Origin of the sequence: Streptomyces sp. NPDC094032 (assembly GCF_040303965.1) — a bacterium.
Lineage (GTDB): Bacteria > Actinomycetota > Actinomycetes > Streptomycetales > Streptomycetaceae > Streptomyces.
The window spans coordinates 557,185-573,752 of the sequence record NZ_JBEOUE010000001.1 but is presented as its reverse complement, the minus strand read 5'-3'; the positions used below and the strand labels follow the sequence as shown (position 1 = coordinate 573,752).

The window sequence follows — 16,568 nt, the reverse complement described above, 5'->3', positions numbered from 1 at the left end:
GCGAGACCCGAAAGGCCGAGACCACCGTGATCCCTCTGTCGTTTTCGCAGCTGCGGTTCTGGTTCCAGGAAGAGATGGACCGCGGGGGCGCGGCGCCGAACGCCTCGATGGCGCTGCGGCTGACGGGCCGGCCTAACGTGGTGGCGCTGCGCGACGCGTTGCGGGACGTGGTGACGCGGCACGAGAGCCTGCGCACCCTCTTCCCGGTCACCGACGGCGTGCCGGGGCAGCGGATCGTCGAGGCGGGGGCGGTCGGCCTGCCCGTGCGCCGGATCGCGGAGGAGGACGTGGAGGCGGCGGTGGCCGAGGCCGCCGGGCATGTCTTCGACCTGGAGCGGGAGCTGCCGCTGTGGGCGGTCCTGCTCGCCGTCGGCGCGGGCGACGACCACCACGTCCTCGCGGTCACCGTGCACCACATCGCCTTCGACGGCTGGTCGGTCGCCCCGTTCCTCCGCGACCTCTCGCACGCGTACGCCGCGCGCCTCGAAGGACGCCCGCCGTCCTGGGAGGAACTCCCCTTCCAGTACGTGGACTTCACCCTGTGGCAGCGCGAGGAGCTCGGCGCGCCCGACGACCCCGACAGCCTCTTCGCCGAGCAGCTGGCCCACTGGACGCGCGCCCTCGCCGACGCGCCGGCCGAGCTGGCGCTGCCCGCCGACCGGCCGCGTCCCGCCACCGCGGGCCACCGGGCCGGCACCGTCCCCTTCCATCTGCCGCCCGCCGCCTTCCGGGAGCTGACCCGGCTCGCGGCCCGGCACGGCGCCAGTACCTTCATGGTGCTCCACGCCGCGCTCGCGGGGCTGCTGCGGCGGCTCGGGGCCGGTACGGACATCCTGGTCGGCAGCCCGGTCGCCGGGCGCACCGACGTCGGTCTCGACGACCTCGTGGGCTGCTTCGTGAACACCGTCGTCGTGCGGACCGACGTCTCCGGCGACCCGGACTTCCACGACCTGGTCGAGAGGGCCCGGACAGGGGTCATGGCCGCGCTCGACCACCAGGACGTGCCCTTCGAGCAGGTCGTGGAGGCCGTCAACCCGGCCCGGTCGGCGGCCCGGCACCCGCTCTTCCAGGTGATGCTGAGCCTCCAGAACACGGCGGGCGCCGCCGTACGCCTCCCCGGCCTCGGCACGAGCCTGCTTGACCCGCCGCCCCACCGGACGGTCGCCTTCGACCTGCTCCTCGACCTCACGGAGACCGACGGGGCGCTGGACGGCAGCCTGGTCTACGCGCGCGACCTGTTCGACCACGCCACCGCCGAGCGGCTGGTCCACCGCTTCACCGCCTTCCTGACGCAGGCGGTCGCCGCGCCGGAGCGGCGCACGAGCGGTCTGGAGCTCCTCTCCCCCGCCGAGCGCCGTACGACGCTGGAGACGTGGAACGGACGGGAAACGCCGCTCCCGGCCGGGTCCGTGCCGGAGCTGTTCCGGCGGCGCGCGGCCGCCGACCCGGACGCCGTCGCGGTGGTGTGCGGCACCTCCCGGCTCACGTACGCGGAGCTGGCGGCGCGGGCCGACCGGCTCGCCCGGCGGCTGCGCCGTCAGGGCGCGGGCCCGGAGCGGCTGGTCGCGGTGGCCATGGACCGCTCGGCGGACCTGGCCGTCGCCCTGCTCGCCGTCCTCACTACGGGCGCCGCCTACCTCCCGCTGGACCCGCGCAACCCCGAGGAGCGGCAGCGCGCCGTCCTTGAGGAGGCACGGCCGTGCCTGCTGCTCGCGGACGCGGCCACGAGGGAGCGGGCCGAGGCGCTGGCGGCACCGGGGCGCCTGCCGCTCGTCATGGCGGAGGACACCGGTCCGGGCGGCTTCGTTCCTGAGGGAAGCGGCCTCGTCCCCGACACGTGCGCGTGGCCGGACATCGACGCCGAGGCGTCGGCGTACGCGATGTACACGTCCGGCTCCACCGGGCGCCCCAAGGGTGTCCTGGTGCCCCACCGGGCCGTCGTCGCCCTCGCCGCCGATCCCTGCTGGGCGGCGGACCGCGGCCATGCGCGGGTGCTCGCGCACTCGCCGCACTCCTTCGACGCGTCGACGTACGAGCTGTGGGTGCCGCTGCTCGGCGGCGGCACGGTCGTGATGGTGCCGCCCGGCGACTCCTCGCCGCGGGCGCTGGAGCGGGCCGCCGCCGAGGGCGGTGCGACGAGCGTGTTCCTCACCACCTCGCTCTTCAACCTGCTGGTGGCGGAGGGGAGTTCGCTGCTCGGACGGGTCGGGCAGGTCTGGACGGGTGGCGAGGAGCCGTCGGCGGGGGCGGTGCGGCGGATGCTGGCGGAGTTCCCCGGCACCGCGCTGACCCATGTGTACGGGCCCACCGAGAACACGACGTTCACCACGTCCAGGCGCCTGGACCCGGCCCGGGACGCCGACGGCGGGAAGCCGCCGATCGGGCGGCCCCTGGCGAACACGCGGGTGTACGTCCTGGACGAGTGGCTGCGGCCGGTGCCGGTGGGGGTGCCGGGCGAGCTGTACGTCGCGGGAGCCGGTCTCGCCCGCGGCTACCTGGGCCGCCCGGAGCTCACGGCGGGGCTGTTCGTCGCGGACCCTTACGGGGCGCCCGGAACCCGCATGTACCGCACCGGCGACCTGGTCCGCTGGACCGCCGACGGCGAGCTCGTCTTCCTCGCCCGCACCGACGACCAGGTCAAGATACGCGGCTTCCGCATCGAACCCCGCGAGATCGAGGCCGTCCTGGAGCGCCACCCGGCCGTCGGGCGCGCCGCCGTCCTCGTACGGGAGGACCGGCCCGGGGAGCGTGGTCTCGTCGCGTACGTCGTGCCCGCCGCGCCCCTCGACGCCGATCCGGCGCCGGAGATCGCCGGGCACGCCCGCCGGGCCCTGCCCGACTACATGGTGCCCGCCGTGGTGGTGCTCCCCGACGGGCTGCCCCTCACGCCCAACGGGAAGCTGGACCGGGCGGCGCTGCCCGCCCCCGTTAAGGGCCCCGGCTCCCGCCCGCCCGCCACGCCCGCCGAGCGGCTGCTGTGCGGGCTGTTCGCCGAGGTCCTCGGGGTGCCGACGGTCGGCGCGGACGACGACTTCTTCGCGCTCGGCGGGCATTCCCTGCTGGCGATCCGGCTGGTGAACCGGCTGCGCGAGGTGCTGGACGACGGGATCGGGATGCGCGCGGTCTTCGAGTCGCCGACACCCGCGGGGCTCGCCGGCCGGTTCGGCGGGGCCACGGGTGCCGGGCGCGGCCCGCTGCGGCCCCGGCCGCGTGGGGACGTACTGCCGCCGTCCTTCTCCCAGTTGAGGTTCTGGCTCCAGGGCGAGTGGGCGGAGGGCGCGGCCTCGCTCGCGGTGACGACCGCCCTGCGCCTGACCGGTCGGCTGGACGCCGGGGCGCTGTCGGCGGCACTGCGGGACGTGGTGATCCGGCACGAGAGCCTGCGCACGGTGTTCCCGGTCTCCGACGGCGTGCCGCGCCAAGTGGTCGTAGAGGCGCCCGAGTTCGAGCTGCCGGTACGGGAGGTGGCGCGGCGGGACGTGGCGGCGGCCGTGGCGGTGGCGGCGGAGCGCGCGTTCGACCTGGCGCGGGAGGTGCCCGTGCGGGCCGAGCTGTTGGTGTGCGGCCCCGAGGAGCACGTCCTCGCGGTCACGATCCATCACATCGCCTTCGACGGCTGGTCCGCCGCCCCCTTCCTGCGCGACCTGTCCGACGCCTACGCCGCCCGACTACGGGGGCACGCCCCCGAATTCCCCGAACTTCCGCTCCAGTACGCCGACTTCACGCTGTGGCAGCGGGACACGCTCGGCGACCCCGACGATCCCGGGAGCCCCTTCGCGCGGCAGCTCGCCCACTGGACCGGCGCCCTGGCCGGCGCCCCGGGCGAACTCGCGCTGCCCGCCGACCGGCCGCGCCCCGCCACCGCCACCCACCGCGCGGGCGAGGTGCCGTTCCGGGTCGCCCCCGAGGATCTCGCGCGCGTCACGGCTCTGGCGCGGAGGCACGGCGCGAGCGTGTTCATGGTGCTGCACGCCGCCCTGGCGGGCCTGTTGCGGCAGCTCGGCGCGGGGGCGGACATCGTCGTCGGCAGCCCGGTCGCCGGACGCGGCGACAGCGGTCTCGACGACCTCGTCGGCTGCTTCGTGAACACGGTGACGGTACGGACCGACGTCTCCGGGGACCCCGGGCTCGGCGAGCTGCTCGACCGCGTCCGCCCGTGCGTCCTCGCCGCCCTGGAGAACCAGGACGTGCCGTTCGAGCGGGTCGTGGACGCCGTCGACCCCGAGCGGTCGGCGGCCCGGCACCCGCTCTTCCAGGTGATGCTGAGCCTCCAGAACAACGCGGACGGGGCCCTGGAGCTGCCCGGTCTCCACGTCGGCGGGCTGGACCACGACCGGCACCGTTCCGTCCCCTTCGACCTGCTCTTCGACCTGACCGAGCGTCATGGCGGTCTCGACGGCACCCTCGTCTTCGCCCGCGACCTCTTCGATCCCGCGAGCGCGGAACGGCTCGCCCGCCGCTTCACCGCCTTCCTCGCCGACGCGGTCGCCCGGCCCGACCGGCCGGTGGGGCGCCTTGAGCTCCTGTCCCCCGCCGAGCGGCACACGGTCCTCACCGAGTGGAGCGGCCCGGAGCCCGGGGCGGAGCCGACGGCCGGTTCGGTGCCGGAGTGGTTCCGGGCGCAGGCCGCCAGGACGCCGGACGCGGCGGCGGTGCTCCAGGGGTCCCGCCGGATCACGTACGCGGAGCTCGACGCGCGGGTGGACCGGCTGGCCGCGCGGCTGCGGGGGCTGGGCGCCGGACCCGAGCGGCTGGTGGCGGTGGCGATGGGCCGGACGCCCGAGCTCCTGGTGGCGCTGCTCGCCGTGCACCGGACCGGTGCCGCGTACCTCCCGGTCGATCCGCAGCACCCCAGGGACCGGGTGGCGTCGGTGCTGGCCGAGGCGGCGCCGCTCCTGGTGCTCTCGGACCCCGGGACCCGCGACGCGCTCGGCACCGACGCCTGGCTCACCCCGGACGACCCCCGGCTCGACGCGGCGGGCGCCGGTGTGGAAGGACCCGGCTCCGAGACCGCTGGTGACGGCACGGCGTACGTGCTCTACACCTCCGGTTCGACGGGCCGGCCGAAGGGGGTCGTGGTCACCCACCGCAACCTGGCCCATCTGCTCGCCGCCCTGCGCCACCGGCTGCCGCTGGGCCCCGCGGACCGGCTGCTCGCCGTGACGACCGTCGCCTTCGACATCGCCCATCTGGAGCTCCTGCTGCCCCTGCTCGACGGTGCCGCGGTGGTCCTCGCCGCTCCCGACGAGGTGCGCGATCCGCATGCCCTCGCGCGGCTGATCGGGCGGCACGGAGTCACCGCCGTCCAGGCGACGCCCTCCCTGTGGTCCGGCCTCGTGGCCGAGGTCCCCGACGCGGTGCGGGGCCTGCGCGTCCTCGTCGGCGGCGAGGCACTGCCGCCCGCCCTCGCCGCCGGACTCGTCGCCCTGGCGAAGGAGGTCATCCATGCGTACGGGCCCACCGAGACGACCATCTGGTCCCTCGCGGCCCGGCTCGGCCCGGACGACACCGACCGGCCGCCGCTCGGCTCCCCGCTGGGCGACACCCGGGTGTACGTCCTGAACGAGGCGCTGCGGCCGGTGCCCGTGGGCGTGCCGGGCGAGTTGTACATCGGGGGCGCGGGCGTGGCCCGTGGCTACCTCGGGCGGCCGGGGGCGACCGCCGAGCGGTTCGTCGCCGATCCGTACGGTCCGCCCGGCGCCCGTCTGTACCGCACCGGCGACCTGGTCCGCTGGACCCCCTCGGGGGAGCTCGTCTTCCTGGGCCGCACCGACGACCAGGTGAAACTGCGCGGATTCCGTATCGAACCCCGTGAGATCGAGGCCGTCCTCGACCGGCACGACCGCGTGGCCCGCAGCGCCGTCGTGGTGCGCGAGGACCGGCCCGGCGAGCGCCGCCTCGTGGCGTACGTCGCCCCGGCGCGGTCCACCGTCCGGTCCACCGTCCGGTCCGCCGACGGCACCGACGGTCTCGCCGAGGCGCTCACCGAGTGGGCGCGGGGGGCGCTGCCGCCGTACATGGTCCCCGGCGTCGTCGTGCTGCCGGACGGGCTGCCGCTCACGCCCAACGGGAAGCTGGACCGGCGGGCGCTGCCCGCCCCGCAGGAGCCTGCCGCCCGGGAGGTCCGGGAGCCTGGTACCCCCGCCGAGAAGATCCTCTGCGAGCTGTTCGCCGCCGTTCTCGGACGGCCCTCCGTCGGTGTCGACGACGACTTCTTCGCGCTCGGCGGCGACAGCATCGTGTCGATCCGGCTGGTGTCCCGGGCCCGCTCCCGGGGTCTTGGCATCTCCGCGCGGGACGTCTTCCGCCACCGTACCGTCGCCGCGCTGGCCGCCCACGCGAAGGCGCGGCCGCCCAAGGCGGGCACGGCGGCGGGACCCGGCCCCGCGCCGTCGGCGGGCGAGGTGCCGCTCACCCCGATCGTGCACTGGCAGCGTGAACGGGGCGGTCCCGTGGCCGGCTTCCACCAGTCCGTGCTGGTCCGCACCCCGGCCGAGCTGTCCCCGCAGCGGCTGCGGGCGCTCCTCCAGTCGCTGCTCGACCGGCACGACGCGCTGCGGACGCGGCTGACGCGCACCCCGGTGTGGCGGCTCGACGTGCTGCCGCGCGACGCCGTCGACGCCGCCGGGCGCCTCGTACGGATCGACGCGGCCGGTCTCCCCGCCGACCGGCTCGGGGAGCTGGTCCGCGCCGAGGCGGACGCGGCGCGGCGCCGACTGGCGCCCGAGGAGGGGAACATGCTCCAGGCGGTGTGGTTCGACGCGGGCCCGGGGCGGCCCGGGCGGCTGCTCCTGATGATCAACCATCTCGTCGTGGACGGCGTCTCCTGGCGGATCCTCCTGGAGGACCTGGCCACCGGCGCCGCCCCGCGCACGGCGGAGCCGGGCTTCGCGCCCGTGTCGTTCGCCGACTGGGGTCGGCTCCTGGAGCGCGAGGCACCCGGGCGGGCGGCCGAACTCCCCTTCTGGCGCGGCCTCGTCGAGGGAGCGGAGGCGCTCGTCCCGGGGGCGGATCTCGTGGCGTCCCGTGATGTGGAGGGCGCGAAGCACACCGTCACCCGGGTCCTGCCCGCCGAGCTGACGGAGCCGCTCCTGGCGCGCGTGCCCGCCCGGCTCGGCGTCGGCGTGAACGCGGTGCTGCTGGGCGCCCTGAGCACGGCGGCGGGGCAGTGGCGTGCCACGCCCGGCGCCGGGGGCCCCGCCCCGTTCCTGGTGGACGTGGAGGGGCACGGTCGCGAGGAGATCGCCGCCGGACTCGATCTGGCGGCGACCGTGGGCTGGTTCACCAGCATGTTCCCGGTCCGGCTCGCGGGGCGCGCGGACGATCCTGAAGGCGCCGTACGGGCCGTGGACGAGCAGCTCGGCTCCATGCCGGACAAGGGGCTCGGCTTCGGGCTGCTGCGCCATCTGCACCCGGAGACCGCGCCCGTGCTCGCGGCGCTCCCCCGGGCGCAGCTCCTGTTCAACTACCTGGGCCGCTTCGACCGGTCGGAGGGCGCCGACGGGGGCGGGGCCGACTGGGGCCTGGCCCCTGAGGCGGGCGCGGTCTCCGGGGGCGGCGACCCCGAGATGCCCCTGACGCACCTCCTGGAGGTGTCGGCGGTCGTCCACGACTGCGGGGACCGGCCGGAGCTGCGGGTCACCTGGGCGTATCCGAAGGCCCTGCTGGCCCGGGAGCGGGTGGAGGCGCTGGCCGACGCCTGGTTCGAGGCGCTGAAGACCCTCACGACACCGACCGCACGTACCGCAGAACCGGGAGAGACGGCGTGAGCACACCGGACCGCACCCCCACCCACCCCCATCCCGACCCCGACCCCGACGAGCGGACGTCGAGGCCCGCGCCGCTCCAGCAGGGGCTGTTCTTCCACACCGTGTTCGACGCGGACGGTCAGGACGTCTACACCACCCAACTGGCCCTGGACTTCGAGGGCCCGGTGGACCCGGTGCTGCTGCGCGAGGTCTGCCAGGTGCTCCAGGACCGGCACGACAGCCTGCGTTCGGGGTTCCGTACGGACGCGTCGGGGGCTCCCGTACGGTTCGTGCCGTCCCGGGTCCCGCTGGACTGGCGGCAGGCCGACCTCACCGGGACCGCGCCCGACGCCCGGGAGGCGGAGGCCGGGCGGCTGGTGGAGGAGGAGCGGCGGCGGCGCTTCGACACCGCGCGGCCGCCGCTGCTCCGCTTCCTGCTGATCCGGCTGGGCGACACGCGCTGGCGGTTCGCGCTGACGAACCATCACATCATCCTGGACGGCTGGTCCACGTCGATCCTGCTCGACGAGCTGTTCCGGCTGTACGAGGCCGGGGCCGGAGCCGCCGGGGCCGACGCGCTCCCGGCGGCCCCCTCGTACGGCTCCTATCTGGACTGGCTCGGCGAGGTGGACCCTGAGTGGTCCCTGGAGGCGTGGGCGGAGGCGCTCGCCGGGATCCAGGGGCCGACGCTGGTGGCGCCACGGGCCCGGGGCGCGGGCACGGTGGTCCCCGAACGGGTGGTGCGCGCGCTGCCCGCCACGACCACGGCCGCGCTGACGGAGCGGGCGCGGGAGGCGGGGGTCACCCTCGGCACGGTCACGCAGGTGGCCTGGGGGCTGGTCCTGCGGCAGCTGACCGGGCAGGGCGACGTGGTGTTCGGGATGACGGTGTCGGGGCGGGGCGCCGACGTCGACGGGGTCGAGTCGATGGTGGGCCTGCTCATCAACACCGTTCCGGCGCGGGTGCGCGCGGATCCCGGGGACACCCTGCTCGACCTGCTCGAACGGGTCCAGGACGAGCAGCTCGACCTGATGGAGCATCATCACGTCGGGCTGACGGAGATCCAGCGGCAGGCGGGCTTCGGGGCCCTGTTCGACACCACGGCCGTCTTCGACAACTACCCGACGGGCTCGGGACGGCGCCGTCTCGGCGAGGCGCCGCTCGTCGGCGTGTCCGGGTTCGACGCCACCCACTATCCGCTGTCCCTGATCTGCACCCCGGCCGAGGAGCTGGGCGTCCGGGTCGACTTCCGGCCCGATGTCCTGGAGCGCGGCACGGTGGAGGGGATCGCCGAGCGGTTCGTACGGATCCTGACGGTGATCGCCGAGGATCCGTACCGCACGGTCGGCAGCCTGCCGGCCCTGTCGGAGGCCGAGCGGCGGCGGACGCTGGAGGAGTGGAACGCCACCGAACGCCCGGTGGCCGCGACGACGCTGCCCGCCCTGATGGAGGCGCGGGCCGCGCGGCTCCCGCACCGGCCCGCCCTGTCGTACGCGGGCCGGACCGTCGACCACGCGGAGCTCCACCGCCGGGCGAACCGGCTGGCGCGGGTGCTGCTGGCCGAGGGCGCGGGGCCGGAGACCCTGGTGGCGCTCGCGCTGCCGAGGAGCGAGGACGCGGTGGTCGCGCTGCTCGCCGTGCTGAAGTCCGGGGCCGCGTACGTGCCGGTCGACGTGCGGTACCCGGCGGACCGGGTGGCGCGGATGCTCGGCGACGCCCGTCCCCGGCTCGCGGTGGTCACGGAGGCGACCCGGGGCGTGCTGCCGGAGGGGACGGCCGCGCTCGTCCTGGACGCGCCCTCCGTGCGGCGGCGGGTGGCGGAGCAGGACGACGCGGACGTCGTGGACGCGGAGCGGCCCCGCCCGCTGCTGCCCCGGCACCCCGCGTACGTCATCTACACCTCGGGCACCACCGGTGTCCCCAAGGGCGTGGTCGTCGAGCACGCGAACGCCGTCGCCTTCGTGGCGACGGTCGAGGAGCACTTCGGCGCGGACGGCATGGCTCGGGTGCTGGCGTCCACCTCGCTCAGCTTCGACGTGTCGGTCTTCGAGATCGTGGCGACCCTGGCGCTCGGGGGCCATCTGGAGCTGGTCGGCGACCTGTTCGCGCTGCTGGAGCGGGACGGCTGGGAGGGGAGTCTGGTCAGCGGTGTCCCTTCGGCGATGGCGAGCATGCTGGCGGGCGGCTCCCTGAAGGTGTCGGCGCGGCATGTGGTGCTGGGCGGGGAGGCGGTGCCGCACGCCCTGCTGCGCGAGCTGTGGGAGCGGGTGCCGGGCTGCGCGGTCACCAACATCTACGGCCCCACGGAGGCGACGACCTACGCGACCTGGTGGCGCGGCGAGGACCTCGTCGACGGCCCCGACGGCGACCCTCCGATCGGCCGCCCGGTGCCCAACGCCCGCGTGTACGTGCTGGATCCGTGGCTCCAGCCGGTCGCGGTGGGGGTGCCGGGAGAGCTGTACATCGCCGGGGCGGGCGTCGCGCGCGGCTATCTCAACCGGCCCGGGCTGACCTCGGAGCGCTTCGTGGCCTGCCCGTTCGGCGCGCCCGGCGGCCGGATGTACCGCACGGGCGACCAGGTGCGGTGGCGGGCCGACGGGCAGCTGGAGTATCTGGGGCGGCTGGACGGCCAGGTGAAGGTCCGGGGCTTCCGGATCGAGCTCGGTGACGTGGAGGCCGCCCTGCTGCGGCACGAGGGGGTGGCGCGGGCGGTCGCGGTCGTGCGGGAGGACCGGCCGGGCGACCGCAGGCTGGTCGCGTACGCCGTGCCGGGGCCGGGGTACGTGCTCGACGGGGCGGAGTTGCGGCGTCTGACCCGCGACACACTGCCGGACCACATGGTGCCGTCGGCGGTGGTGCCGCTTGAGCGGCTTCCGCTGATGCCGAACGGCAAGCTGGACCGGTCGGCGCTGCCGGCTCCCGCGTACGGCGCCGCCGTCCGCCGGGGGGCGGCGCACGCGCACGAGGAGCCGCTGTGCGCGCTCTTCGCCGAGGTGCTCGGGGTGGACCGGGCCGGTCCGGACGACGGCTTCTTCGACCTGGGCGGCGACTCCCTGCTCGCGACCCGGCTGGTGAGCCGGGTACGGGCGGTCCTGGGCACCGAACTGTCGGTGCGGGCCCTGTTCGAGGCGCCGACCCCGGCGGCCCTGGCCCGTCGGCTCGGCGCCGACCCCGGCGGCCCTGGCCCGTCGGCTCGGCGGCGAGCGCGGCGGCTCGGGCCTGGACGTGCTGCTGCCGCTGCGGACCGGCGGACGCCTGAGGCCGCTGTTCGCGGTGCACGCGGCGAGCGGCCTCGCCTGGCCGTACGCCCGGCTGCTGCCCCATCTCGACCCGGACGTCCCGCTGTACGGGCTCCAGGCGCCGAGCCTCGCGGAGCCGGAGGGGGGTGTGCGTGAACCGGCCGAGCTGGTACGGGAGTACGCGCGGCGGATCAGGGAGGTGCAGCCTGCGGGGCCGTACCGGCTGCTCGGCTGGTCGGTCGGCGGAGTCCTCGCCCACGGGGTGGCCGCGGAGCTGGTGGAGACGGGCCACGCGGTGGAGTTCGTGGCGCTGCTCGACGCGTATCCGGCGCCCGAGGAGGGGCTGCCCGGCTGGGAGGAGACGCACCGGCATGTGGCCGGGTCGGCCGGCTTCGCGGCGGACGGGACGCCGCCGGAGCAGATCGCGCTGCTCGGCGAGCGGGTGGTGGAGGGCGCGCGGAGCGCGGTGCGGTCGGCGGTGGACGCCCTGCGGACGCCTCCGGCGCGGACGCGCGGGGTGGACGTCCTCCACTTCCGCGCCGCGGCGGACGGCCCGGACGGTGCCGCGCCCGCCCCGGAGTCCTGGCGGGCGTACGGCGGCGGGCACGTGGCCGCCTTCGACGTCGCGTGCGGCCACTACGAGATGCTGGACCCCGCTCCGCTCGCCGTGATCGGCGCGATCCTGTCCGACCGTGCGGGCGGAGGGGGCTCCGGGCACTGAGCGACCGGCGCGCGGGGGCGCCGGTCGCTCAGCGGGTGGTGCTACTTGGCGAAGCCGTAGTCCAGCAGCTTCTTCACGTCGGCCGCCCGGTTGGCCTCGGTCGGCGCGCCGAGTACCGCGCCGATGACCGTCTTGTTGCCGCGGGTGGCGGCGAAGACGAGGCAGTACTTGGCCTGCGGGCCCGAGCCGGTCTTCACGCCGATCGCGCCGCTGTAGGTGCTCAGCAGCTTGTTCGTGTTGGTCCAGGACATGTTCCGGTAGCCACCGCTCTTGGTGGTGACCTTCTGCGTCGTGGACTTGGTCTTGACGATGGTACGGAACGTGGAGTTCGTCATCGCGCTGCTCGCCAGCTTCGTCAGGTCGCGCGGGGTCGAGTAGTTCGTCCCGTTGCTGATGCCGTCGAAGGAGTCGAAGCGCGTGTTCTTCATGCCCAGCTTGCGGGCCTCGTCGTTCATCTTGCCGATGAACGACTTCACCCGGGCCGCGCGCGTGGTGCCGGTGCCGAACTTGTCGGCCAGCGCGTAGGCGGCGTCGCACCCCGACGGCAGCATCAGGCCGTAGAGGAGCTGTCGGACGGTCACCTTGTCGCCGACGATGAGCCGGGCCGAGGAGGCGTTCTTGGAGACGATGTAGTCGCTGTACGCCTTGTCGATCGTGACCTTGGTGTCGAGGTTCAGGCCGCGCTGGGCCAGCACCACCTTCGCGGTCATGATCTTCGTGGTGGAGCCGGTCGACCGGCGGGTGTCCGCGGCCTTGCCGAACAGCGCCGCACCGGTCCCGTTGTTCATCACGAAGCCGCCGGGGGCGGTGATGGACGGGGCGGGCGGCGTCGCGGCCTGCGCCTGGCCGGCGAAGAGGCCGCCGGCCAGGACGGCGGAGGTCGTGACCGCGACGGTCACGGCACGACGCACGCCCAGAGTGGTGGATATCAAAATGGTCTGCCCTTGCTAGGAGTCGTTGTTCGCGCGGGGTCCGCACGGACCTCGCGCACACAAGATGCACGAGCGGCTCCCAGGGATGCACGGCGGGGGGCGTGACCTAGCTCGCATTAATCGGCGAGGGCCTGGTGGAGGGTGGTCCAGAAGTCGTGGATGAGCCGGGGCGAATCGGGCGTCGACATCCCCACCTGGGTGAGCAGGACGCCCGTGAGCCCGCTGCCCGGGTCGGCGTAGGCGCTGGTGCCGGTGCCGCCGTCCCAGCCGAACTGGCCGAGCGGGGCGTAGTCGCGGCGGGTGGTGCGTACCGCCATTCCGAAGCCCCAGCCGCCCTGCGTCCCCTGGCCGACCGTCAGGGCGGCGATCCGCCCGTACATCGCGTCCCGTCCTGCCCGCTGCCCCGGCGTGAGGTGATCGGTCGTCATCAGCTCGACGGCGGGCCTGGACAGGATCCGTTCGCCCTCGTGCGTCCCGTGGGCGAGCAGCATCCGGAAGTAGGCGTGGTAGTCGTCGACGGTGGAGACCAGACCGCCGCCCGCTCCCTGGAAGACCGGCAGCTCGCTCGACCGGCCGCCCACCGGCTCGTCCCAGACGTGGAAGGCGCCGGTCGCCGGGTCGGGTCCGTACAGCGGCGGCAGTCGGTCGATCTTGCCCGCGGGCACATGGAAGCCCGTGTCGCGCATGCCCAGCGGATCGAGGACGCGTTCGCGCAGGAAGGTCTCCAGCGGGCGGCCGGTGACCCTCGCGACCAGCACCCCGACCACCTCGTTGCTGAGGTCGTACTGCCACCGCTCGCCGGGCTGGTAGGAGAGCGGCAGCTCGCCGAGGCGCCGCATCCACTCGTCCGGCTCGGGCGCGGGCCCGGACGCCACGCTGTAGTCGAGGCGCTCGAAGGTCGCGGCCCTGATCGGCGAGTCCATCAGATCGAAGTCGAGCCCGAGTCCGAACGTGGAGGTCAGCAGATCGCGTACGGTGATCTGCCGCAGGGCCGGGACGGTGTCGTCCAGCGGGCCGTCGGGCCTCTTCAGGACCCGCCGGTCCGCGAGTTCGGGCAGCCAGGGGTCCACCGGGTCGTCCAGCCGCAGCCGGCACTCGTCGAGCAGGACCATCGCCGCCGCCATCGTGACCGGCTTGGACGTGGACGCCATCCGGAAGATGGTGTCCCGGCGCATCGGCGCGCCGCCGTCGTGGCGCATCGTGCCGATCGCCTCGACGTGGGTGTGAGCGCCGCGGCCGACGAGGGCGACGAGTCCGGGGATCCGCCCGGAGTCGACATGCCGCGTCAGGACCTCGCGCAGCCTGCGCAGTCCGGCTTCGGAGAAACCCTTGTCGCCGCCAGTGCCCGTTCCCATGAGGGAGCTCCTCTTCATCGGTGTCCGGCCGCCTACCGGGGCCGTGCGATGAACCCTGCACCCTGACCCGAGGTCAAGGTCAACGTCGCTCGCGGGGCGTCGAAGGGGCACGCGCTACGCTCGGCCCGATGATCGTCCGGGACCATGGCCTCACCGTGAGCGCCGGGGCGGCCGGTCACGATCCGGGGGGGCTCCGCGCCGATGACAGACGGGCTGACGATCGGTCGGGCGGCGGCATTCGTCGGCGTCACGGTCAAGACCGTGCGGCACTATCACCGGCTGGGCCTGGTCGCCGAGCCGGCCCGGGACGGCTCCGGCTACCGGCGTTACCGGTCGGCCGATCTGCTCCGGCTGGTCCGGGCCCGGACGCTGGCCGCCGCCGGGGTGCCGCTGGCCGAGGTCGGCGAGCTGCTCGACGCGGGCCCCGAGCGGTTCGCCGAGGCCCTGGAGGACGTCGACCGCAGGCTCGCCGAACGGATCGAGGAGCTGGTCGGGCGCCGCGACACCCTGCGCCGGCTGGCCGGCGACGGCGACCGGGTGCTGCTGCCCGAGCGGGCCGTCGCGGTGCTTGAGCGGCTCAACGAGCTCGGCTTCGGCCCCGACTACGTGGCGGCGCAGCGCGAAGCCCTGGTGCTGGCGCGGGCGTCGATGCCGGAGCTCTTCGACGCGTTCCTGGCCCGGCTCGGGCGCGCGCTCGACGACCCGGAGCACGTCGAGCTGACGAAGCGGGGCGCGGAGGCGGCCTCCTGGGACCCCGACGACCCCCGGGTCGAGGAGCTGGCGGCCGCGCTGGCCGCCAAGCTGCTCGCCGACCGCGCGCTCCTGGCGATGCCAGCCGCCCGGTCCACGAGCAGGTCCGAGTCCGCCTCCCGCTATGAACTGATCGACCACCACGGCGAGGAGCGGGCACCGGCCGTCGCCCGCCTGAACGCGCTGGTCGAGGCCCGGCTGCGGGCTGCGGGCGTCGACCTGCCGCCGTCGCGGTCGCGGTCCTGACGGCTCTCAGTGGCCGGGGACGTCCCGGACCGGGTGCTTGCTGAGGATCGAGACGCGGTTGAAGGCGTTGATGGTGACGGCCACCCAGAGCACGGCGGAGAGCTCGTCGTCGTCGAAGACCGCCTCCGCCTCCGCGTACGCCCGCTCCTGGGCGAGGGCGTCGGCGGGATGGGTGGTGGCCTCGGCCAGGGCGAGGGCCGCGCGTTCGCGGGCGGTGAAGAGTTCGGTGTCGCGCCAGGCGGCGAGCACGCCGAGGCGGCGCGTGGTCTCCCCGGCGCGCAGCGCGCCCCGGGTGTGCGCGTCGAGGCAGGAGGCGCAGCCGTTGAGCTGGGACACGCGCAGGTTGACCAGTTCGACCAGGATCCGGTCGAGGCCGGCCTCGGCCGCCGTCGCGCGGACGGTCTCGGCGGTGGCCACCAGGGCCCGGTACGCGGCGGGGCTCTGCTTGTCGAGGTAGATCCGGCCGTTCGCCCGGCGGGCCGCGGCCGTGGTCTGGGACGTCTCGGTCACGCTGTGCTCCTTCGCCTGTTGTCGTGGGTTGCCGTCACGGCTATGATCACCCATTATTGTTGAAAACGAAACTACATGGTGAGGAAGGCCAGGGCAATGGATCACACGGAGGTCGAGGTCCTCACGGCCCGGGACGTCCCGCTGGGCGGGCCGCGCGCCATGACCGTACGCCGCACCCTGCCGCAGCGGGCCCGGACGCTCATCGGCGCCTGGTGCTTCGCCGACCACTACGGCCCCGACCAGGTGGCCGCGTCCGGCGGCATGGACGTGGCCCCGCACCCGCACACCGGCCTGCAGACGGTCAGCTGGCTCTTCAGCGGCGAGATCGAGCACCGCGACAGCCTCGGCACCCACGCCTTCGTACGGCCCGGCGAGATCAATCTGATGACCGGTGGCCACGGCATCGCCCACACCGAGGTCTCCACCCCCGGCACGACGGTCCTGCACGGCGTCCAGCTCTGGGTGGCCCTGCCCGACGCGCACCGCCACGCCCCGCGCGCCTTCCAGCACCACGCGCCGAAGCCGTTCCGCGTCGACGGGGCCGAGCTCCGGGTCTTCCTGGGCACGCTGGCGGGAGACACCTCCCCCGTCACCACCTTCACCCCGCTCCTCGGAGCCGAGATCCTGATCGACGCCGGAGCCACCGTCACCCTCGACGTCGACCCGGCCTTCGAGCACGGTCTGCTCGTCGACGAGGGCGACGTCCGCCTCGACGGCACCGCCCTGCGCCCCGCCGAACTCGGCTACGCCGCCCCCGGGCGCACCACGGTCACCCTCACCAACTCCTCCGGCCGCGCGGCCCGCACGGTCCTGCTCGGCGGCCCGCCGTTCGGGGAGGAGATCGTGATGTGGTGGAACTTCATCGGGCGCGACCACCAGGACATCGTGACGGCGCGGGAGGAGTGGGAGCGGGCCTCCGACCGCTTCGGCGAGGTGACCGGCTACCCCGGCGACCGCCTCCCTGCCCCGGCCCTCCCGAACGCCGTACTCACCCCCCGCAGGAACCCGAAGCCGCACGCCTGACCCCCCGGCCCCCGCACCGCGACAAGCCCCCAGGAAGGACCGAC

Annotated in this window: 8 protein-coding genes; 5 read left to right on the top strand and 3 right to left on the bottom strand. The window is 75.0% G+C overall.

What is annotated here, in order from left to right; genetic code table 11:
* The first annotated feature begins 26 nt into the window (after positions 1-26).
* From ABTZ54_RS02245 to ABTZ54_RS02235, 3 genes are read left to right on the top strand one after another with little or no spacing between them, the layout of a single operon-like run.
* Complete coding sequence (locus tag ABTZ54_RS02245) at positions 27-7,769, top strand: non-ribosomal peptide synthetase (RefSeq protein WP_351655922.1); 7,743 nt, start codon at positions 27-29, stop codon at positions 7,767-7,769.
* Positions 7,766-11,143, top strand: coding sequence for a non-ribosomal peptide synthetase (locus ABTZ54_RS02240; protein WP_351655919.1), 3,378 nt, complete (start codon positions 7,766-7,768; stop codon positions 11,141-11,143). Before ABTZ54_RS02245 ends, ABTZ54_RS02240 begins: the two co-directional genes overlap by 4 nt.
* Positions 11,061-11,708, top strand: coding sequence for a thioesterase domain-containing protein (locus tag ABTZ54_RS02235; protein WP_351656436.1), 648 nt, complete (start codon positions 11,061-11,063; stop codon positions 11,706-11,708). The genes ABTZ54_RS02240 and ABTZ54_RS02235 overlap by 83 nt, the downstream gene beginning before the upstream one ends.
* A 41-nt stretch (positions 11,709-11,749) precedes the next feature.
* Here the strand turns inward: ABTZ54_RS02235 and ABTZ54_RS02230 are convergent, their stop codons facing one another.
* Positions 11,750-12,619, bottom strand: a complete 870-nt coding sequence (locus ABTZ54_RS02230) for a D-alanyl-D-alanine carboxypeptidase family protein (RefSeq protein ID WP_351655913.1) — start codon at positions 12,617-12,619, stop codon at positions 11,750-11,752.
* 137 nt (positions 12,620-12,756) lie between these two features.
* Positions 12,757-13,995, bottom strand: coding sequence for a serine hydrolase domain-containing protein (locus ABTZ54_RS02225; RefSeq protein ID WP_351655908.1), 1,239 nt, complete (start codon positions 13,993-13,995; stop codon positions 12,757-12,759).
* A 201-nt stretch (positions 13,996-14,196) separates the two neighbouring features.
* Between ABTZ54_RS02225 and ABTZ54_RS02220 the strand changes: the two genes are divergently transcribed.
* The gene (locus tag ABTZ54_RS02220) at positions 14,197-14,991 is read left to right on the top strand and encodes a MerR family transcriptional regulator (protein WP_351655904.1); all 795 of its coding nucleotides are present in this window, start codon (positions 14,197-14,199) and stop codon (positions 14,989-14,991) included.
* A 6-nt stretch (positions 14,992-14,997) separates the two neighbouring features.
* On the opposite strand, the gene ABTZ54_RS02215 is transcribed toward ABTZ54_RS02220, so the two are convergent.
* The gene (locus tag ABTZ54_RS02215; protein ID WP_351655901.1) at positions 14,998-15,501 is read right to left on the bottom strand and encodes a carboxymuconolactone decarboxylase family protein; all 504 of its coding nucleotides are present in this window, start codon (positions 15,499-15,501) and stop codon (positions 14,998-15,000) included.
* A gap of 96 nt (positions 15,502-15,597) precedes the next feature.
* Between ABTZ54_RS02215 and ABTZ54_RS02210 the strand changes: the two genes are divergently transcribed.
* Entirely contained in the window at positions 15,598-16,524 is a 927-nt protein-coding gene (locus tag ABTZ54_RS02210) for a pirin family protein (protein WP_351655898.1), read from the top strand.
* Positions 16,525-16,568: the final 44 nt, after the last annotated feature.